This is a genomic window from Streptomyces sp. CNB091, from assembly GCF_000377965.1.
Genome location: NZ_KB898994.1, coordinates 203,421 through 222,831 on the forward strand (window position 1 = coordinate 203,421; position 19,411 = coordinate 222,831).

18 protein-coding genes are annotated in these 19,411 nt (G+C 71.6%); 11 read left to right on the plus strand and 7 right to left on the minus strand.

Annotated elements, in window-relative coordinates; all coding sequences use genetic code 11:
* The first annotated feature begins 33 nt into the window (after positions 1–33).
* Entirely contained in the window at positions 34–933 is a 900-nt protein-coding gene (locus tag D581_RS0110805) for a D-alanyl-D-alanine carboxypeptidase family protein (RefSeq protein WP_018957246.1), read from the plus strand.
* An 81-nt stretch (positions 934–1,014) separates the two neighbouring features.
* On the opposite strand, the gene D581_RS0110810 is transcribed toward D581_RS0110805, so the two are convergent.
* Both D581_RS0110810 and D581_RS1000000142035 read right to left on the minus strand, forming a co-directional pair.
* A complete protein-coding gene (locus D581_RS0110810; protein ID WP_018957247.1) occupies positions 1,015–1,200 on the minus strand; it encodes a DUF397 domain-containing protein in 186 nt (61 codons plus the stop codon).
* Complete coding sequence (locus D581_RS1000000142035; RefSeq protein WP_018957248.1) at positions 1,197–1,445, minus strand: Scr1 family TA system antitoxin-like transcriptional regulator; 249 nt, start codon at positions 1,443–1,445, stop codon at positions 1,197–1,199. The genes D581_RS0110810 and D581_RS1000000142035 overlap by 4 nt, the downstream gene beginning before the upstream one ends.
* A 4-nt stretch (positions 1,446–1,449) precedes the next feature.
* Between D581_RS1000000142035 and D581_RS0110820 the strand changes: the two genes are divergently transcribed.
* A complete protein-coding gene (locus D581_RS0110820; RefSeq protein WP_018957249.1) occupies positions 1,450–1,839 on the plus strand; it encodes an ATP-binding protein in 390 nt (129 codons plus the stop codon).
* 59 nt (positions 1,840–1,898) lie between these two features.
* Here the strand turns inward: D581_RS0110820 and D581_RS0110825 are convergent, their stop codons facing one another.
* From D581_RS0110825 to pdhA, 3 genes are read right to left on the minus strand one after another with little or no spacing between them, the layout of a single operon-like run.
* On the minus strand, positions 1,899–3,359 hold the full coding sequence (locus D581_RS0110825) for a dihydrolipoamide acetyltransferase family protein (protein WP_018957250.1): 1,461 nt from the start codon (positions 3,357–3,359) through the stop codon (positions 1,899–1,901).
* 11 nt (positions 3,360–3,370) lie between these two features.
* Complete coding sequence (locus D581_RS0110830; protein ID WP_018957251.1) at positions 3,371–4,351, minus strand: alpha-ketoacid dehydrogenase subunit beta; 981 nt, start codon at positions 4,349–4,351, stop codon at positions 3,371–3,373.
* Between the two features lie 2 nt (positions 4,352–4,353).
* On the minus strand, positions 4,354–5,514 hold the full coding sequence (pdhA, locus tag D581_RS0110835; protein ID WP_018957252.1) for a pyruvate dehydrogenase (acetyl-transferring) E1 component subunit alpha: 1,161 nt from the start codon (positions 5,512–5,514) through the stop codon (positions 4,354–4,356).
* Between the two features lie 347 nt (positions 5,515–5,861).
* Between pdhA and D581_RS0110840 the strand changes: the two genes are divergently transcribed.
* The 3 genes from D581_RS0110840 to D581_RS0110850 all read left to right on the plus strand — a co-directional run bounded on the left by D581_RS0110840 (position 5,862) and on the right by D581_RS0110850 (position 8,331).
* Complete coding sequence (locus D581_RS0110840; protein WP_007447175.1) at positions 5,862–6,521, plus strand: response regulator; 660 nt, start codon at positions 5,862–5,864, stop codon at positions 6,519–6,521.
* Between the two features lie 109 nt (positions 6,522–6,630).
* On the plus strand, positions 6,631–7,122 hold the full coding sequence (locus D581_RS0110845; protein WP_018957254.1) for a pyridoxamine 5'-phosphate oxidase family protein: 492 nt from the start codon (positions 6,631–6,633) through the stop codon (positions 7,120–7,122).
* Between the two features lie 177 nt (positions 7,123–7,299).
* On the plus strand, positions 7,300–8,331 hold the full coding sequence (locus D581_RS0110850) for a phosphotransferase (RefSeq protein WP_018957255.1): 1,032 nt from the start codon (positions 7,300–7,302) through the stop codon (positions 8,329–8,331).
* 77 nt (positions 8,332–8,408) lie between these two features.
* Here the strand turns inward: D581_RS0110850 and D581_RS0110855 are convergent, their stop codons facing one another.
* On the minus strand, positions 8,409–10,013 hold the full coding sequence (locus tag D581_RS0110855; RefSeq protein ID WP_026290402.1) for a protein kinase domain-containing protein: 1,605 nt from the start codon (positions 10,011–10,013) through the stop codon (positions 8,409–8,411).
* 353 nt (positions 10,014–10,366) lie between these two features.
* On the opposite strand from D581_RS0110855, the gene D581_RS0110860 reads away from it, so the two are divergent.
* The 6 genes from D581_RS0110860 (at position 10,367) to D581_RS0110885 (ending at position 18,158) form a co-directional block, all read left to right on the plus strand.
* Positions 10,367–12,010: a protein kinase domain-containing protein gene (locus D581_RS0110860; RefSeq protein ID WP_018957257.1), complete on the plus strand. Its 1,644-nt coding sequence runs from the start codon at positions 10,367–10,369 to the stop codon at positions 12,008–12,010.
* A 189-nt stretch (positions 12,011–12,199) separates the two neighbouring features.
* Positions 12,200–12,931, plus strand: a complete 732-nt coding sequence (locus D581_RS0110865; protein WP_106434375.1) for a hypothetical protein — start codon at positions 12,200–12,202, stop codon at positions 12,929–12,931.
* A gap of 83 nt (positions 12,932–13,014) precedes the next feature.
* Positions 13,015–13,638 (plus strand): PadR family transcriptional regulator, encoded by a 624-nt coding sequence (locus D581_RS0110870; protein ID WP_018957259.1) that lies wholly within the window; start codon positions 13,015–13,017, stop codon positions 13,636–13,638.
* Between the two features lie 214 nt (positions 13,639–13,852).
* Entirely contained in the window at positions 13,853–14,641 is a 789-nt protein-coding gene (locus tag D581_RS0110875) for an ABC transporter ATP-binding protein (RefSeq protein WP_018957260.1), read from the plus strand.
* Positions 14,638–17,499 (plus strand): FtsX-like permease family protein, encoded by a 2,862-nt coding sequence (locus tag D581_RS0110880; RefSeq protein WP_018957261.1) that lies wholly within the window; start codon positions 14,638–14,640, stop codon positions 17,497–17,499. The genes D581_RS0110875 and D581_RS0110880 overlap by 4 nt, the downstream gene beginning before the upstream one ends.
* Before the next feature lie 110 nt (positions 17,500–17,609).
* Complete coding sequence (locus D581_RS0110885; RefSeq protein WP_026290403.1) at positions 17,610–18,158, plus strand: bacterial proteasome activator family protein; 549 nt, start codon at positions 17,610–17,612, stop codon at positions 18,156–18,158.
* A gap of 237 nt (positions 18,159–18,395) precedes the next feature.
* On the opposite strand, the gene D581_RS0110890 is transcribed toward D581_RS0110885, so the two are convergent.
* A complete protein-coding gene (locus tag D581_RS0110890; protein WP_018957263.1) occupies positions 18,396–19,388 on the minus strand; it encodes an NAD(P)H-quinone oxidoreductase in 993 nt (330 codons plus the stop codon).
* Positions 19,389–19,411: the final 23 nt, after the last annotated feature.

Consider the following 19,411-nt stretch of genomic DNA (forward strand, 5'->3'; position numbering starts at 1 on the left):
TGGCCGCATATCAGGGGCATTTGGAGCGTTCAGTTGAATATCGGCATCAAGCGCATCAATCGCGTCACCGTCACGGCCACCGTGACGCTCACCGCCGGTGCGGTGCTCGCGGGCAGCGCCTTCGCCTCCACGGCGCACGCCGCCACGCCGCCGACTCCGAAGATCGTCGCCAAGGGCGGCTTCGTGATGAACAACGGCACCGGCAAGACCCTCTTCACCAAGTCCGCGGACACCCGGCGTGCCACGGGCTCCACCACCAAGATCATGACGGCGCTGGTGGTCCTGTCGCAGAAGAACGTGAACCTGAAATCCAAGGTCACGGTCCAGAAGGCGTACAGCGACTACATCGTCAAGAAGAACGCCTCGTCCGCCCGGCTCATCGTCGGCGACAAGCCCACCGTGGGCCAGCTCCTCTACGGCCTGATGCTCCCCTCCGGCTGCGACGCCGCGTACGCGCTTGCCGACAAGTTCGGCTCCGGCAAGACCCGTGCGGCCCGCGTGAAGTCGTTCATCGGCAAGATGAACGCCACGGCGAAGAGCCTCAAGCTGAAGAACACCCGCTTCGACTCGTTCGACGGCATAGGGGGCGGCAACAACTACTCGACCCCGCGTGACCTGACGAAGATCGCCAGCAAGGCGATGAAGAACTCCACGTTCCGCTCGATCGTCAAGACCAAGTCGACGAAGCAGAAGGTGACCACGAAGAGCGGTGGCTACCGCTACATGTCGTGGAGCAACACCAACAAGCTGCTCAGCAGCTACAGCGGTGCCGTCGGCGTCAAGACCGGGTCGGGCCCGACCGCCAAGTACTGCCTGGTCTTCGCCGCGACCCGCAAGGGCAAGACGGTCATCGGCACGGTGCTGACGTCGTCCTCCGAGGCGAACCGCACCGCCGACGCGAAGAAGCTGATGGACTACGGCTTCAAGAAGTAGCCCGCACGCACGCGTTGTACGGCGAAGGGGCCCGGCCCGCACGGTGTGTGCGGGCCGGGCCCCTTCGCCCGTTCCTACGGCTTACGGCTGCCGGCGGCACAGGTCGGCCGTGAAGGCGTCCCAGGAGGCGGGGGCGAGGGTGAGGACGGGGCCGCCGAAGCGCTTGGAGTCGCGGACGGCGACGGTACGGGGGATGTTGCGGGCGACCTCGACGCACTCGCCGTTCGGCTCGCTGTAGCTGGACTTCTCGAAGCGGAACTCGCTCACTCGTTCATCCCCTTGGCGATGCTTTCCATGAATCGCGATGAGTCGTACGGCGACAGACTCGTAGTGCACGTTCGCGCGAACAGATCAGTGTAGGCCGCGCTCTCTTCAGCACCCTCGACCCAATTGGTCGAGCGCAGAGCATCCATGTGCACCACGTCGAGTGCGCCCGACTCGGCAAACGAGAGGATGTTGAAGGGCCCGCCACCGCACGAGTGCACTCCCGCCCGAAACGGCAGGACCTGCACGTCGATGTTGGGCCGCGTCGACTACCCGCCCACCGCGCACAGCATCGTCCGCAGCCGGCACCGCGCCGCCCGGCTCCTCCTCCAGTGGGGGCACCCCGCGCTCGCCGGTGACGCGGCGCTCCTGGTCAGTGAGTTGGCCACCAACGCGTTGCTGCACGGGGCGATCCGGGGGCGGCTCTTCCGGGTCCATCTCGCCCTCACCGCGAGCGCACTCCGTATCGCGGTCAGCGATCCGCGCGGGGAGCGGCTGCCCAGCGTCCGGCGGCCCGACGCCGACGACTGCTACGGGCGCGGGCTCCTGGTCGTCGCGCAGCTCGCCGACGACTGGGGCGTCGAGCCGCGCACGGTGGGGAAGACCGTGTACGCCGAACTCGCCGTGCGAGCCGTGCGATGAGGGCCGGACATGCCGGTGGGCCCGTACGGAGAAACGTACGGGCCCACCGAGAACAGGAGTTACGCCCAGGTGATCAGGCGCTTCGGCTGCTCCAGGATCGCCGCCACATCGGCCAGCACCTTGGAGCCCAGCTCGCCGTCGACCAGGCGGTGGTCGAACGACAGGGCCAGCGTGGTGACCTGACGCGGCTTCACCTTGCCCTTGTGGACCCAGGGCTGGAGCTTGATCGCGCCGACCGCCAGGATCGCGGACTCGCCCGGGTTGAGGATCGGCGTACCGGTGTCGACGCCGAAGACGCCGACGTTGGTGATGGTCACCGTGCCGCCCGCCATCGCCGCCGGGGACGTCTTGCCGTCCCGGGCCGTGGTGACCAGCTCGCCCAGGGCCTCGGCGAGCTGCGGCAGCGTCTTGTCGTGCGCGTCCTTGATGTTCGGCACGATCAGACCGCGCGGGGTGGCCGCCGCGATGCCCAGGTTGACGTAGTGCTTCTGCACGATCTCCTGGTTGGCCTCGTCCCAGGCGGCGTTGACCTCGGGGTTCCGCTTGATCGCGACGAGGAGGGCCTTGGCGATGATCAGGAGCGGGTTGACCCGCACCCCCGCCATGTCCTTGTCCTCCTTGAGCTCGGCCACGAGCTTCATCGTGCGCGTCACGTCGACCGTGACGAACTCGGTGACGTGCGGCGCGGTGAACGCGCTGCCCACCATCGCCTGCGCGATGGCCTTGCGGACGCCCTTGACCGGGATACGGGTCTCCCGGGCGGAGGCGGGGACGTCGGCTGCTGCCGGAGCCTCGGCGGTCACCGGCGCGGGCTTCGGCGGAACCGAGGCCGTCTCGGAAGCCACCGCCGGAGCCGCCGCCGCGTGGACGTCCTCGCGGGTGATGACGCCGTCCCTGCCGGTCGGCACCACCGTCGCCAGGTCGATGCCCAGGTCCTTGGCGAGCTTGCGGACCGGCGGCTTGGCGAGCGGACGGCCGCCGGCCGGAGCATCGGCCACCGGCGCGGGAGCGGGAGCGGGAGTGGGAGCAGCGGCCGGCGCCGCGTGGCCGTTCAGCTCGGCCTGCACCGCTGCCGCGACGGCGGCCTCCGGAGCGGCCGTCGCCCCCTTGCGCGGGCGGCGCTTGGTGGAGGACTCGGCGACGCCGTAGCCCACCAGGACCGGCGTACGGCCCTTCGGCTCGGCTTCCGCCTCGGGCTCCTCCACGGGCTCCTGGGCCGGGGCGGCGGCCGGGGCGGGCGCGTCGCCGCTGCCCGGGGCCACGTCGATCGCGATGATCACCTGGCCGACATCGACGGTCGTGCCCTCGGGGAAGCGCAGCTCGTGCACCACCCCGTCGAACGGGATCGGCAGCTCGACGGCCGCCTTCGCGGTCTCGACCTCGCACACGACCTGGCCGTCGGTGACGGTGTCGCCGGTCTGGACGAACCACTTGAGGATCTCGGCCTCGGTCAGTCCCTCGCCCACGTCGGGCATCTTGAACTCACGGAAACGAGCGTACGTTCCGGTCATCGTCGTCACGAACCCTCTCCTCAGAACGCCAGCGAGCGGTCGACGGCGTCGAGCACCCGGTCGAGGCCGGGCAGATACTCGTCCTCCAGCCGGGCCGGCGGGTAGGGGACGTGGTAGCCGCCGACCCGCAGCACGGGCGCTTCGAGGTGGTAGAAGCAGCGCTCGGTGATCCGGGCGGCGATCTCCGCGCCGGAGCCGTAGAAGACGGGCGCCTCGTGGACGACCACGACCCGGCCGGTCTTCTCCGCCGACCTCTGGATGGCGTCGAAGTCGATCGGGGACATCGAGCGCAGGTCCAGGACCTCGATCGACTTGCCCTCCTCCTGGGCGGCGGCGGCCGCTTCCACGCAGACCTTCACCATCGGCCCGTACGCGACGAGCGTGAGGTCGCTGCCCTCGCGGACGGTCACGGCCTTGTGGAGCGGGCCGGGGATGGACTCGGTGTCGACCTCGCCCTTGTCCCAGTAACGCCGCTTGGGCTCGAAGAAGATGATCGGGTCGTCACTCTGGACGGCCTGCTGCATCATCCAGTAGGCGTCGCTCGCGTTGGACGGCGAGACCACCTTCAACCCCGCGACGTGCGCGAAGAGCGCCTCGGGGGACTCGCTGTGGTGCTCGACCGCGCCGATGCCACCACCGTACGGAATGCGCACGACGACCGGCAGCTTGATCTTGCCGAGCGCGCGGGCGTGCATCTTGGCGAGCTGCGTGACGATCTGGTCGTACGCGGGGAAGACGAAGCCGTCGAACTGGATCTCGACGATCGGGCGGTAGCCGCGCAGGGCCAGGCCGATCGCCGTGCCGACGATGCCGGACTCGGCGAGCGGGGTGTCGATCACCCGGTCCTCGCCGAAGTCCTTCTGGAGTCCGTCGGTGATACGGAAGACGCCGCCGAGCTTGCCGACGTCCTCCCCCATGATGAGGACCTTGGGGTCGTTGTCGAGGGCGAGGCGGAGCGACTCGTTGAGCGCTTTCGCGATGGACATCTTCTCCACGGCCATGGCTACTTGCCCTCCTCGGCGGAATCGGCGAACGATGCCTGGTAGGCGGCGAACTGGGCGCGCTCCTCGTCCACGAGGGAGTTGCCGTCGGCGTAGCCGTGCTCGAACAGGGCCATCGGGTCCGGGTCGGGCATCGCGCGCACCGCTTCCCGTACCCGCTTGCCGAGAGTCTCGCTCTCCTCGTCCAGCGCGGTGAAGAAGGCCTCGTCCGCGAGCTTGTCCTTCTCCAGGTACGCGCGCAGCCGCAGGATCGGGTCCTTGGCCTCCCACGCGGCCCGCTCCTCGTCCGCCCGGTACTTCGTCGGGTCGTCGGAGGTGGTGTGGGCGCCCATGCGGTAAGTGAACGCCTCGACGAGGGTCGGGCCCTCGCCCCGGCGCGCGCGCTCCAGCGCGGAGCGGGTGACGGCCAGGCAGGCGAGGACGTCGTTGCCGTCGACCCGGACGCCGGGGAAGCCGTAGCCCTGGGCGCGCTGGTAGAGCGGCACGCGGGTCTGACGCTCGGTGGGCTCGGAGATGGCCCACTGGTTGTTCTGGCAGAAGAAGACGACCGGGGCGTTGTAGACCGCGGAGAAGGTGAACGACTCGGCGACGTCGCCCTGGCTGGAGGCCCCGTCACCGAAGTACGCGATCACGGCGGAGTCCGCGCCGTCCTTGGCGACGCCCATGGCGTAGCCGGTGGCGTGCAGCGTCTGCGAGCCGATGACGATCGTGTACAGGTGGAAGTTGTTGCTGTTCGGGTCCCAGCCGCCGTGGTTCACCCCGCGGAACATGCCGAGCAGATTGGTCGGGTCGACGCCGCGACACCAGGCGACCCCGTGCTCCCGGTAGGTCGGGAAGACGTAGTCGTCGTCGCGCAGGGCCCGGCCGCTGCCGATCTGGGCGGCCTCCTGGCCGAGCAGCGAGGCCCACAGGCCCAGCTCGCCCTGGCGCTGGAGGGCGGTCGCCTCGGCGTCGAAGCGGCGGGTGAGGACCATGTCCCGGTACAGGCCGCGCAGCTCGTCGGCGCTCAGGTCGATGCTGTAGTCCGGGTGCTCGACGCGCTCGCCCTCGGGCGTCAACAGCTGTACGAGCTGGGGCTCGGCACTCTGCGGCTTCTTCGCGGCGCTGGTCCGCTTACTGGCGCGTCGCGGTTTACGCGCGGCGGCAGTGCTCTCCACGGTCACGTGCGTGCTCCTCCGTCGGTCCGGCCCCCGGGGTCTGCCGGGAACCAGTGCGGCTCGCCTGGATCCGGAGCCGTGCACGGGGTGGGTGCCGGTCGGCCGGAGTCAGGCGTGACAGGTGCCCCGGCGAGTGCCCTGTCATAGGCACGTTACCCACAGCGTCGCAGAACTGCGAAACCCTATCTGACCTGCGATTTTGCTTGGATTTCCAAGTAAATCGAAAAAATCGCGAACCTCTGCTGGTCAGGGCGCTGAAAGCAGCCTTGCGGGCCGCCGGAACAACGGCACGTTATCCCGCGGATCAGCGCCAGGGAAGAGCGGAGGAGAGGCGAGTGTGTGAGACTGCGATCGTGCGCGAAGATGGAAAAATCACGGTATTTCTGCTCGATGATCACGAGGTCGTCCGGCGCGGCGTCCATGAGCTGCTCTCCGTCGAGGCGGACATCGAGGTGGTCGGCGAGGCCGGTACGGCCGCGGACGCCCTGGTGCGGATCCCGGCGACGCGTCCCGACGTGGCGGTGCTCGACGTGCGGCTGCCGGACGGCAGCGGGGTGGAGGTGTGCCGGGAAGTCCGTTCCCAGGACGAGAACATCAAATGCCTGATGCTCACCTCGTACGCCGATGACGAGGCGCTTTTCGACGCGATCATGGCGGGCGCATCGGGATATGTACTGAAGGCGATCCGCGGCAATGAACTGCTGAATGCCGTACGGGACGTGGCGGCCGGAAAGTCCCTGCTGGATCCGGTGGCGACCGCCCGGGTGCTGGAGCGGCTGCGCGACGGCGGCAGCGGCAAGGGCGACGACAAGCTCGCCGGCCTCACCGAACAGGAACGCAAGATTCTGGACCTGATCGGCGAGGGCCTGACCAACCGGGTCATCGGGGAGCGTCTGCACCTCGCCGAGAAGACCATCAAGAACTACGTCTCCAGCCTGCTGTCCAAGCTGGGCATGGAGCGCCGCTCGCAGGCCGCCGCCTACGTCGCGCGGCTCCAGGCCGAGCGCCGCTGAGTCTGCCGAGCGCCGCTGGGTCTCCCCGCTCCGCAGGGACTTTGGTCCCGGGCCGCCCGGGGCAGGCGACTCTTACGCGGCCCCTACGGCCGGGGGGACAGTGGAATCCATGTCCTTCGACGAACTCCCCGCGACCGGGACGATCCGGCGGGCCCCGGCCGGCACGCTCTGCTCTCCCGCGACCGGCACGGTCGAGCGGGCCGAGCCGATCCGGAGGGCGGAGCCCATCGAACTGCTCCGCCGCGTCCCGTACGGCCGCCTCGCGACCAGCATGCGGGCCCTGCCGTTCCTGACGGTGGCCCGGCACATCGTCTGCGACGGCCGCATCCTGCTGCGGATGCACAGCGGCTTCGGCCACCACGAGGCGTGCGACGGGAGCGTCGTCGCGTACGGCGCGGACAACTACAACGACACGGCCTCCGGCGACGGCGGCGACCTGTGGTCGGTGCAGTTCACCGGACCCGCCGAGATCGTGCACCCCTGCCCCGAGCAGGAGCGGCTGTTCGGCGTCGCGCCCGTCTCCGTCAACGGTGAGCCCTTCGCTCCGGCCTACCTCCGGGTCGATCCGCACTTCGTCACGGAGCACGCGCTGAAGTTCTGAGGCATCTCGTCACGGAGCACACCCTGAAGTTCTGAGGCATCCCAGGCCTTCGCGACGGCCTTAGCGCACCTTCGGGCGTGACCGCAACTCCGCCGAGCCGGCCACGCAGAGTGATCTAACATCTGGTAAGTGCCGCGCTCATATGTCACTCGTCCACCTGTTCCCCCGGTCGGCGAGGTGCTGCGCCGTTACCCGGACGTGGGCCAGCCGCTCGCCTGCGAACCGATCACCAAGGGCCTGCTGAACCACGGATACCGCGTCTCCACCACGAGCGGGTCCTACTTCCTCAAGCACCATCTCGACAAGAAGCACCTGGGCGACCCCAGCGGCGAACGCGCCGCGATCGTGCGCCAGCACCGCGCCACCCAGCGCCTGAAGTCGCTCGGCGTGCCCGTCGTCCCGCCCCTGACGGACGCCCGGGGCGACACCCTCACCGTGATCGGCGAACGGTGCTACGCCCTGCACCCCTGGGTCGACGGCCTCCACCGGATCGGTTCCGAGCTGACCGTCTCCCAGTCGCGCCGGCTCGGTGCGCTCCTGGGGGCCGTGCACACCGGCCTGGAACAGGTGATGGCACCGCGCGACGGCCCGCATCCGGCGAGCCCGCCCGCCCTGCCGGTCCACCGCAGCCCGGACGCCGCCGACACCTTCGCGCTGATCGACGACCTGCTGGCCGCCGCGCGCGGGCAGGACGGCCGGGACGCCCCCCGCGACGCCTTCGACGAACTCGCCGTGCACCGGCTCGTGGAACGCCGCGCCCTGCTCGAACAGCACTCCCACCGCCGGCCGCCCACTCCGGACGGGCCCGCCACCGGCTGGGTGCACGGGGACTTCCACCCGCTGAACCTGCTCTACCGGGGCGCCGACCCGGTCGCGATCGTGGACTGGGACCGGCTGGCCGTGCAGCCGCGCGCCGAGGAGGCGGTACGGGCGGCGGCGATCTTCTTCGTCCGCCCGGCCGGAGAGCTGGACCTCGCCAAGGTACGGGCGTACGCCCGCGCGTACCGGCGGGCCGCGGGGGCGGGGGCCGCGGAACTGGCGGCCGCCGTGCACCGGGTGTGGTGGGAGCGGCTCAACGACTTCTGGATACTCCGCTGGCGCTACCGCCTCCACGACCGCAGGGCCGACCCGCAGTTCCCCGCGGTGTCGGCCCTGGCGGTGTGGTGGACGCGGGAGTACGAGGCGGTGTGCGCGGCCTTCACGGAGTGACGCGGTTGCCCCACCGCGTGAGCCCGGCGCGCGCCACAAGGGCGCACGCCGGGCTCAGGGGGTGATGCGGCGGTGCGTTATCCCGTCGTGGTGGCGCCGAGCACCGTCTCGCCGGGCGTCGTACCCGTACCGCCGTCGTCGCCGCCGGCCCCGCCGTCGTCGCCGCCGGCCCCGCCCGGGGTGCCGGGGTCGGTGGTCGGCTCGGTCGGCTCACCGGTGGGCTCGCCGCTGTTGCCCTCGTTGGTGTTGCCGTCCGAGGTCCCGGGGTCCGTGCCGGTCGGGTCCGGGGACGGGGTGAACGAGGGCTCGCTCGGGGTCGGGTCCGGGTTGTACGGCGGCGGATTCGGCTGCGTCTGACCGCCGGTGGAGGAGGTGCCCGGGTCGTCCGGCTCGTCGCTCTCCTCCTCCTCCTCGGACGGCGACTCCGAGGGCTTCTCCTTCTCGGACTGGCTGACCGAGGGGGACGGCGTGACCGGGCCCTTCTTCCCCCCGCCGTCGTCCTTCGCGGCGTTGACGGCGAAGGCGACCCCCGCGCCGATCGCGATCAGCGCGAGCAGGACGAAGAGCCACATCTTGCCGCGCCCGCCGGAGCGCCGGCCGCCGCCGTCGTACCCCCCGTCGTCCGGGTTGTACGGCGGCAGGATCGGGCCCTGCGAGGTGTCCCCGTGCATCGGGTGGCCCATCGCGCGGGTGGAGCCGGACATCCCGTGCGGCGGGGTCTGGCCCCCCTCGTGCAGGGCGACCGGGCCGGTGTTCCACGTGCCCGTGTGGCCGCCCTGCACCTGGAGCATCTGGAGGCTGTACTGGACGAGCCCGCGCATCTCCTCGGCGCTCTGGAACCGGTCGTCCGGGTCCTTCGCCAGCGCGCGCATCGCCATCCCGTCCAGCTCCGGCGGCACCACGTCCGAGACCTCGGACGGCGGCACCGGGATGTCCTGGACGTGCTGGTAGACCACCGAGAGCGGGGTCTCGCCGGTGAACGGGGGCCGCAGCGCCAGCAGTTCGTAGAGCAGGCAGCCGGTGGCGTACAGGTCGGACCGGTGGTCGACGGCCTTGCCGAGCGCCTGCTCGGGGGAGAGGTACTGCGGGGTGCCCATGACCATGCCGGTCTGGGTCATCGTCGACTGCGCGCCGTGCAGCGCGCGGGCGATGCCGAAGTCCATCACCTTGACCGCGCCCGATTCCGTGATGATCACGTTGGCGGGCTTGATGTCGCGGTGCACGATGCCGTGCTGGTGGGAGTACGCGAGGGCTTCGAGCACCCCCGAGACGATGATCAGCGCCTGCTCGGGCGGCGGGGCCTCCGCCGTCAGGAGCAGGTCGCGGATGGTGCGGCCCTCGACCAGCTCCATCACGATGTACGGGACGGTCTGGCCGCCCACGACGTCCTCGCCGGAGTCGTAGACGGCGACGATCGCGTGGTGGTTGAGGCCCGCGACGGACTGTGCCTCGCGGGTGAAGCGCGCCTTGGAGACCGGGTCCTCGGCCAGGTCGGAACGGAGCAGCTTCACCGCGACCGTACGTCCGAGCCGGACGTCCTCCGCCGCGTAGACCTCTGCCATGCCGCCCCGGCCGAGCCGGTAGGTCATCCGGTAGCGTCCGTCACCGACCACGCCGCCGATACCCCAGGCGTCGGAACCATCCGAAACTCCGCCGCCGTTTGCTTCGGAATCGGGTGCCATCAGTCCTCGCCGTCGTATCTGTCCGCGCGTCCGCGGGTTCTCACGGTGCCTTGCTGCATTGCAGCGTCACGCTACAGCCTCCACCGGACACCACGGTTCCGCTGCGGCAGGATCATCAGACCGCCCGGCGCGTCCTACACAGGGATTTGATGCGTTTCCTGTAACGCTTCCGAGACGCTTCTTGTGCGGAGGGTCACGGAACGGGCACCCCGCTTGACGTGTCGTACCCCTACGGCAGACTTGGCGCGTAATCGCGTTGTACGGAACCGCGTCGCACGCAACCACGTCAGACAGAAACGACGTCAGACAGACACACCGCGTGCGACCGCGCGCCGCCGAGGGGGAAGCAAGTCATGAGCCAGGACGGCGCACAGGGCCGCTACGCGGGCGGGGCGGTCGCGGGCGGCCGCTACCAGCTGCGCGACCTGCTCGGCGAGGGCGGGATGGCGTCCGTGTACCTGGCCTACGACTCCGCCCTCGACCGCCAGGTCGCGATCAAGACCCTGCACACGGAGCTCGGCCGCGAGCAGTCCTTCCGCGAGCGCTTCCGGCGTGAGGCGCAGGCGGTCGCCAAGCTCCAGCACACCAACATCGTCTCCGTCTTCGACACCGGCGAGGACGAGCTCGGCGGTGCGCTGATGCCGTACATCGTCATGGAGTACGTCGAGGGGCAGCCGCTCGGCTCGGTGCTGGCCGCCGACATCCGCAGTCACGGCGCGATGCCCGCCGACAAGGCGCTCAAGGTGACGGCGGACGTGCTCGCCGCGCTGGAGACCAGCCACGAGATGGGCCTGGTCCACCGGGACATCAAGCCCGGCAACGTGATGATGACCAAGCGCGGCATCGTCAAGGTCATGGACTTCGGCATCGCCCGTGCCATGCAGTCCGGTGTCACCTCGATGACGCAGACCGGCATGGTCGTCGGCACCCCGCAGTACCTCTCCCCCGAGCAGGCCCTCGGCCGCGGCGTCGACGCCCGGTCCGACCTGTATTCGGTGGGCATCATGCTCTTCCAGCTGCTCACCGGCCGGATCCCGTTCGACGCGGACTCACCGCTGGCCATCGCGTACGCGCATGTGCAGGAGGAGCCGGTCGCGCCGTCCAGCATCAACCGGTCGGTCACCCCGGCGATGGACGCCCTCGTCGCCCGCGCGCTCAAGAAGAACCCGAACGAGCGCTTCCCCAGCGCCGCCGCGATGCGCGACGAGATCGCCCGCGTGCTGAACGCCTCCGGCGGCCAGACCGGCGCCCCGGTGATCGTGGCCGGCGGCGGGCCCGCCAACAGCGGCTCCGGTGTCGGCTCGGCGGTGTTCCCGCCGGTCGACCAGAGCACCCCGGCACCCCAGAGCGTCCAGACGCCGTACCAGCCGCACCCGCAGCAGCAGCCCCACCAGCCGGGCCCGTACAGCCAGCCGGCCCCGGCGCCCACGCCGGGCTACGGCTACCCGCAGGCGGCCCAGAGCTATCCGACCCCGGGACCGCTGGCCCACCAGACCCCGCCGCCGTACTCGATCAGCCCGCAGCACTCGACGGCCGTGGGCACCACCGCCGCCGGCGGCTCCAAGCGGAACATGCCGGTCGTCGTCGGTTCGATCGTCGTCGCGCTGCTGGCCATCGGCGGCCTGATCACCGCGATCGCCCTCCAGGACGGCAGCAAGGACGACGAGGCGGGCAAGGACGGCGACCCGGGCACCGCCGAGGTGGAGGGATACCGCCCGCCGGAGCGCAACCGGACGATGAAGAGCACGGAGTGCTCGGACGCCTCCGAGGACTCCAACGACCCGGCGAAGGTCCAGGCGCCGAACTTCGTCTACAAGGACATCCGCTCCGCGAAGGCGTGCGCGGCCGCCGCGGGATGGACGATCAAGGAGATCGAGGAGAAGGGCAACACCTACGCCGACGGCCAGGTCGTCGGCCAGTTCCCGTCCCCCGGCGCGGCCGTCTCCGAGCGCGGCGCCCACTTCGAGCTCCAGGTCTCCACCGGCAAGCCCTCCTGATCCGCCGGTCATCCGTGGACACCGTCCGGGCGGGTGGGCGGGTGGGTGGTGTCGACAGATGACCGTTACGGGCCCACGGATCTCCGTCCTGGACCGCTATCAGGGCACCATCAGGCCACTATCAGGGCCCGTATTTCCGGATACCGCGTCCGGGATGCCGGATGAGGGGGCCCGTGTGACGCTGATCTCATGGCTCCAGGACTTCCGGCCGCGTGGTCGTCGAGGTGCGCGGTCTGTCTGATGGCGGCGGCCGGAGCGGCGCTGGGGCCGCTGGGCGGCTCCGCCCACGGTTCACCGGCGCCCGAGGGCCCGTCCCGCACCGCCACGACCTCCGCCCCGGGGACGTCGACCCCCGCCGCCACCGCTTCCGCCGACCCTGCCCGTCCGGCCGCGCCACGGCCCGTACGGTCGGGCTCGGCGTCCCCCTCGGCGCTCCCCTCCGCCCTGCCCCTGTCGTCCGGCGTCCCGGTCCCCGGAGCGCCGGGAACCGGCCCGGCCCCGTCCTCCCCGGCAGCGACCGGGCAGGGCGCGCAGGCACCCGCCGGGCCCGGAGCCGACTCGCCGGACTCCGCCTCCTCCCCTTCCGCTTCCCCCGACGTATCCGGGTCGACCGCCCCGCTGGCCGGGCGCGAGGCCGGGGCCGGCAAGGCGCGTCCGGGGCGTTCGCTGTCGCCGCTGGAGCTGACGCGGGCCGAGGAGCAGGTGCCTGAGGACGAGCCCGATACGGACCTCGTGGACCCGGTCGACCTGCCCGTTTCCACTCCGCCGCCCAGCGCCTTCACCGATCCGGGGCCCCGGTCAGGACAGGCTCTGGACGCCGCGTCCGTACGCCGGGTGCAGCAGGTCTCGCTCGGGACGGGCATCGCGCTGGTCGGGCTGGGGCTCGGCTTCCTCGCCTTCCGTATGCGCCGGGTGAACTGAGCGTCGCGACCCCCTGGTCGCGCTCTCCCGGACCGCGCCGACGAGACTTGCCAGGACGAACATACTCGGTATACATACTCAGTATGTCCATTCGCCACGGCCTCCTGGCCCTGCTGGAGCGGGGCCCTCGTTACGGGTCCCAGCTCCGCACCGAGTTCGAGTCACGCACCGGCTCCACCTGGCCCCTGAACGTCGGGCAGGTCTACACGACGCTCAGCCGGCTGGAGCGCGACCGCATGATCGTCCAAGAGGGCTCGGACGACGCCGGGCACGACCTCTACGCGATCACCGACGACGGCCGCACGGAGCTGCGCACCTGGTTCGAGACGCCCGTGGACCGCACCAGCCCGCCCCGCGACGAACTGGCCATCAAGCTCGCCATGGCCGTGGGCGCGCCCGGCGTCGACATCCGGGACGTCATCCAGGCCCAGCGCCACCACACGCTCAAGGCCATGCAGGACTACACCCGGCTCAAGGCCCAGGCCCTGGCCGACGTTCCGGCCAACCGGGACGAGGTCGCCTGGCTCCTCGTCGTGGAGCAGCTGATCTTCCAGGCGGAGGCCGAGGCCCGCTGGCTCGACCACTGCGAGTCCCGGCTCGTCCGCCTCGCCGAGGCCGCCGCGACCGAACCCTCCGCCGGGCCCGGCCCCGCAGCCACCCGCGGTCCGGCCCGCTCGCTGGCCGGCCGGACCCGGTCCCGGCGCTGACGCCGACTCCCGCGGGTAGCGGCGGGCGCCCGTCCCGGCACCGCCGCCCACATCCCGGGCCCCGCAGGTATCGGCGGGCGCCCGCCCCGGCACCGCCGCCCACATCCCGCCCCGGCGCCGCCGCCCATATCCCGGGTCCCACCATCACCCACGTCCCGGGCCCCACGGCCGCCCACACCTGACCCCGTCCGTTCCCAGGGGGGAACCACCCGCCATGCCTTCGTCCGCCACACCCCCGCCCCCGCACCCGCCGTCCTCCGGGACGCCCGGCGGCAGCCCCGTACTCGAACTGCGGGCGCTGACCCGTACCCATGGCTCCGGCATCGCCGAGGTGCACGCCCTGCGCGGGATCCAGCTCGCCGTGTACCCGGGCGAGCTGGTCGCCGTGATGGGCCCCTCCGGCTCCGGCAAGTCCACCCTGCTGACCCTGGCCGGCGGGCTCGACACCGCCACCAGCGGCCAGGTGGTCATCGAGGGCCAGGACATCGCCGCCCTCGGCCCCAAGGGGATGGCCGCCCTGCGCCGCCGCAGCGTCGGTTACGTCTTCCAGGACTACAACCTCATCCCCGCCCTCACCGCCGCCGAGAACATCGCGCTGCCCCGCGAACTCGACGGCGTCTCCGTGCGCAAGGCCCGTAAGGAGGCCCTCGCCGCGCTGGCCGAGCTGAAACTGGCGGAGATCGCCGACCGCTTCCCCGACGAGATGTCCGGCGGCCAGCAGCAGCGCGTCGCCATCGCCCGCGCCCTCGTCGGCGACCGGCGCCTCGTACTCGCCGACGAGCCGACCGGAGCGCTCGACTCCGAGACCGGCGAGGCCGTCCTCGCCCTGCTGCGCACCCGCTGCGACCAGGGCGCGGCCGGCGTCATGGTGACCCATGAGCCCCGGTACGCGGCCTGGGCCGACCGGGTCGTGTTCCTCCGGGACGGCTCGATCGTCGACCAGACGCTGACCACCGGGGCCGACTCCCTGCTCTCCGCCGGATCCGCCGAGGCCGCCAAGTGAACCCGCTCCCCGGCTGGCGCGCCGCCTTCCGCATAGCCCGGCGCGACGCCGTACGGGCCAAGGGCCGCAGCGTCCTGGTCGTCGCGATGATCGCCCTGCCGGTCCTCGGCGTGACCGCCGCCGACCTCACCTACCGCAGCGCGCTGCCCACCAGGGCCGAGGAGCTGACCGGTGAGCTGGGGGCGGCCGACGCCCGGTTCTCCGCCACGAGCATGGGGCCGGTGAAGCTCCAGCAGATGCCCGACGGCGTCAACTGGAACCCGCCCGAGGGCGCCCCGGACCCGACTCCCGAGGAGCAGGCGAAGCCCGTCGACGTGCCCGCCACCTTCCCCGAGGGGTCGCGGCACCTCACCGAGCGGAGCGTTCCCGCGTCGGTGACCACCCGGCACGGCATCGCGGACACCCGGATCACCGAACTGTCCATCGCCGACCCGATGCTGCGCGGCCGGATCGAGCTGACCGACGGCGCCTACCCCCGGGCCGAGGACGAGATCGCGGCGACCGACAAGTTCATCGAGGCGTCCGGCCTGTCCATCGGCGACCGCGTCACCGTGCGCGGCCCCGACCGGACCTACACCCTCACCGGAGCGGTCGAACTCCCCGCCGACCTGCGGGCGGACTCCCTGTACGCGGTCCCCGGCTCGGTCATCGCCCCGTGGCAGAAGACGGCCGATCGAGACAAGAACATCCTGCCGCCCCAGGCGAGCGACCCGAAGTGGCTGGTCCAGGGACCAGCCGGAGCCGGCGTGACCTGGCAGGACATCCTCGCCGCCAACGAGAAGGGCGTGGTGGTCAAGTCCCGCCAGGTCGCCCTGAACCCGCCGCCGGACTCCGAGGTCCCGATGGCGGCGACGACCGGCGCCTACGACACGGACACGGAGCTGACCGCGGCGGTGCTCACAGTGGCCGCCATGGCGGTCCTGGAGATCGTGCTGCTGGCCGGCCCCGCGTTCGCCGTGGGCGCCCGTCGTTCACGCCGTCAGCTCGGCCTGGTCGGCTCGTGCGGCGGCAGCCGGGGCCAGGTCCGGGCCGTGGTGCTCGCCGGAGGCGCGGTGCTCGGAGCGGTCGGCGCGGTGGCCGGCGTCGCCGCCGGATTCGGCCTGACCGCCCTGTTCCGCCCGATGATCGAGGACTACACGGGCAGCCGCTTCGGCGAACTGACCGTACGTCCCTGGGAGATCCTCGGCATCGCCCTGCTCGGTCTGGTCACCGGCGTCCTCGCCGCGCTCGCTCCGGCGATCGTCGCGGGCCGCCAGTCCGTCCTGGAGTCGCTCACCGGCCGGCGCGGTACCCGCCGCAGCTCCCGCGTCCTGCCCGTCGTCGGCGTCGTCGCGCTCACGACCGGCGTCGCCGTCGCGGTCTACGGCGGGGTGGCCGGCGACACCGCCCTCGTCGCCGGGGGATCCGTCCTCGCCGAACTGGGCGTCCTCGGCTGCATCCCGGTGATCGTCGGCTTCCTCGGCCGGCTCGGCCGACGGCTCCCGTTGACGCCCCGCATCGCCCTGCGCGACGCGGCCCGCAACCGGGGCCGTACCGCACCCGCCGTCGCCGCCGTGATGGCGGCCGTGGCGGGCAGCGTGGCCATCGCCACGTACACCAGCAGCAACGCCGCCGAGCAGGCGTACGACTACGAGCCCAATCTGACCCCGGGCACCGTCGCGCTGGTGGCCGCCGACACCGGCGACAGCGCCGACCTGCCCCGCTCCCGGGCCGCCGTCGAGCAGAGTTTCCCGGTCAGCGGCGCGCGCGCCGACATCAGCCGGGTCTGGGCCGGCAGCGACTGCATGGTCTATTACGACGAGGAGAACGGCTGCGGCACCCTCGAACTCGTCAAGCCCACCGGCAAGGACCACTCCTGCCCGCTGAAGGGCAGGGGCGCCAAGGAGCTCGCCCTGCGGATCTCGGCCGACGAACACAAGCGGCTGATGAACTCCCCGGCCTGCATGGACGAGCACTACACGATGGTCGCGTTCGGCACCGGCAGCGACAAAATCGTCGTCGGGGGCGCGGACGTGCTCGACTCGTACGTGAAACTGGAGGACCCGGCGGCGGCGAAAGCCCTGGCCAAGGGCACGCCCGTCCTGCTCAACTCGGCGTACGCGAAGAACGGCGAGGTCGCCCTGAAGGCCACCCACGCCTACAACGACCGCGACAAGAAGAACCGGGCCCTGCACCCCGGCAAGACCCGCGTCACCAACGACCGGCTGAAGGTCCACGTCGCACCGGACCGCTACGCGGCGACGCCGGGCATCCGGATGGTCATGCCGGAGAAGACCGCACAACGGCTCGGTCTGCACGTCGAGGAGCACGGCAGTTTCTACCCGCTCGACCGCGATGCCACGGACGCCGAGAGCCAGGCGACCCACGCCGCGCTCGACCAGGCCGGGAACCGCGCCTACCTGATGACGTCGAACGAGACGCTCCGCAGGCACGACGACACCGACACGGTCCTGCTGCTCCTCGCCCTCTTCGCCGGAGTGGTGACCCTGGGCGCGGCGGCCATCACGACCGGGCTGTCCAAGGCCGACGCGGAGGCCGACCTCACCACGCTCAGCGCGGTGGGCGCGCCCCCGGGGGTACGGCGTTCGCTGTCCGGCTTCCAGTGCCTGGTCGTCGCCCTGACCGGGGTGCTCCTGGGGACGGCGGCGGGGCTCGTGCCCGCGGTCGCGCTACGGCTGACCGACCTGCGCGCGGCGCTGGCGGACATGCGGGAGGATCCGATGGAGTCGGCCTACACGCCGATCGTGATGCCGTGGGAGACCGTCGGGCTGCTGGCCCTGGTCGTCCCGGTGCTCGCCGGACTCCTGGCCGCCGGCCTCACCAGCTCCCGGCTGACCCTGGCCCGGCGCGCGGGGTGACGGGCACTTCCGGCACTCCCGGAAGGGTTCCGGTGCCCCCGAAGACGGTGGATCTTCCGTTTTCGGGGGCACCAACGTGGGGTACGGCGCGTGTGCGAGACAATGACGGCATGGAAATGCCGAGGAATGACCGGTCGCAGGAGCACCCGCAGGTCCTTGTCGTGGGCCAGGACGGAATGGCTATCGGCGGCGGTGCCAGTGACGACGAGTCGCGCGAGGTCCCGGTGACGGAAATGGTGGAACAGCCCGCGAAGGTCATGCGCATCGGCAGCATGATCAAGCAGCTCCTGGAGGAGGTCAGGGCGGCCCCTCTCGACGAGGCGAGCCGGGTCAGGCTCAAGGAGATCCACGCCAGCTCCGTGAAGGAGCTGGAGGACGGCCTGGCGCCCGAGCTGGTCGAGGAGCTGGAGCGGCTCTCCCTGCCGTTCACCGAGGAGTCGGTGCCCTCCGAGGCCGAGCTGCGGATCGCCCAGGCACAGCTCGTGGGCTGGCTGGAGGGCCTGTTCCACGGCATCCAGACGGCGCTGTTCGCGCAGCAGATGGCGGCCCGCGCCCAGCTGGAGCAGATGCGCCGCGCCCTGCCGCCCGGCACAGGACACGAGGACGAGGAAGGCGGCGCGGACCCGCACGGCCCGATCCGTTCGGGCCCGTATCTGTAGACCCCGTCTCCGCCTTATCCGCCTCATCCGCATCCGCCTCCTGAAGTCCGAGGACCGACCACGAGGGGCCCGGCGCGCACATCACGGTGTGCGCCGGGCTCCTCGTCGTGTGTGCGGCCCGTTCACGGAGTCAGGTATCCGCGTTGCGGGGCAGGGTCAGGCGTCGGCCGACGGCCGCTTTACGGGGCAGGCGCCGGCCGACGGCTTGTCCGCTCAACTGGTCAACTGGTCAACCGGTCAGGCGTCGGCCGACGGCGCGACCAGAAGCACCTTCCCGATGTGCGCGCTGGACTCCAGCACGCGGTGCGCCTCGGCGGCGTCCGCCATCGGCAGCGTCCGGTCCACCACCGGCCGGACCACCCCGTCCGCGATCAGCGGCCACACGTGCTCGCGTACGGCGGCGACGATGGCGGCCTTCTCGTGGAGCGGGCGGCCCCGCAGGGAGGTCGCGGTGACGGCGGCCCGCTTGGTCAGCAGGGCGCCGAGATTCAGCTCGCCCTTGGCCCCGCCCTGGAGCCCGATGATCGCGAGGCGGCCGTTGACGGCGAGTGCCGCGACGTTCCGGTCCAGGTACTTGGCGCCGATGAGGTCCAGGATGACGTCGGCCCCCGACCCGGCGGTGTTCTCCCGCAGCTCCTCGACGAAGTCCTGCTCGCGGTAGTTGACGAGGATGTCCGCCCCCAGCTCGGCGCACCGGGCGAGCTTCTCCGGGCTGCCCGCCGTGACCGCGACCCGGGCCCCGACCGCCTTCGCCAGCTGGATCGCCATCGTGCCGATGCCGCTGGAGCCGCCGTGCACCAGGAAGGTCTCGCCGGGGCGGAGGTGGGCCACCATGAAGACGTTGGACCACACCGTCGCGGTGACCTCGGGGAGCGCCGCGGCCTCCACCAGGCCGACGCCCTCCGGTACGGGGAGGAGCTGGCCCGCCGGCACGGCGACCTTCTCCGCGTAGCCGCCGCCCGCCAGCAGCGCGCACACCGCGTCGCCGACCGCCCAGCCGGTCACCCCGGGACCGAGCGCCAGGATCCGGCCCGCGCACTCCAGGCCGGGGTAGGGGGACGCGCCGGGCGGCGAATTGTAGAAGCCCTGCCGCTGGAGCACGTCCGCACGGTTCACGGCGGAGGCGACGACCTCGACGAGGACCTCGCCGTCGCCGGGGACGGGATCGGGCACCTCGGCCCACACGAGCGCCTCGGGGCCGCCTGGTTCGGGAATCGTGATCGCATGCATGGCCGCGAGGCTACTCCGGCACG

Bases quoted from the DNA above. Each gene is read 5' to 3' on its own strand.
- D581_RS0110820 (WP_018957249.1), top strand. From the start codon at position 1,450: ATGTTGGGCCGCGTCGACTACCCGCCCACCGCGCACAGCATCGTCCGC.
- D581_RS0110830 (WP_018957251.1), bottom strand. From the start codon at position 4,351: ATGGCCGTGGAGAAGATGTCCATCGCGAAAGCGCTCAACGAGTCGCTC.
- D581_RS0110845 (WP_018957254.1), top strand. From the start codon at position 6,631: ATGTCCTTCGACGAACTCCCCGCGACCGGGACGATCCGGCGGGCCCCG.
- D581_RS0110855 (WP_026290402.1), bottom strand. From the start codon at position 10,013: ATGGCACCCGATTCCGAAGCAAACGGCGGCGGAGTTTCGGATGGTTCC.
- D581_RS0110860 (WP_018957257.1), top strand. From the start codon at position 10,367: ATGAGCCAGGACGGCGCACAGGGCCGCTACGCGGGCGGGGCGGTCGCG.
- D581_RS0110865 (WP_106434375.1), top strand. From the start codon at position 12,200: ATGGCTCCAGGACTTCCGGCCGCGTGGTCGTCGAGGTGCGCGGTCTGT.
- D581_RS0110870 (WP_018957259.1), top strand. From the start codon at position 13,015: ATGTCCATTCGCCACGGCCTCCTGGCCCTGCTGGAGCGGGGCCCTCGT.
- D581_RS0110875 (WP_018957260.1), top strand. From the start codon at position 13,853: ATGCCTTCGTCCGCCACACCCCCGCCCCCGCACCCGCCGTCCTCCGGG.
- D581_RS0110885 (WP_026290403.1), top strand. From the start codon at position 17,610: ATGGAAATGCCGAGGAATGACCGGTCGCAGGAGCACCCGCAGGTCCTT.
- D581_RS0110890 (WP_018957263.1), bottom strand. From the start codon at position 19,388: ATGCATGCGATCACGATTCCCGAACCAGGCGGCCCCGAGGCGCTCGTG.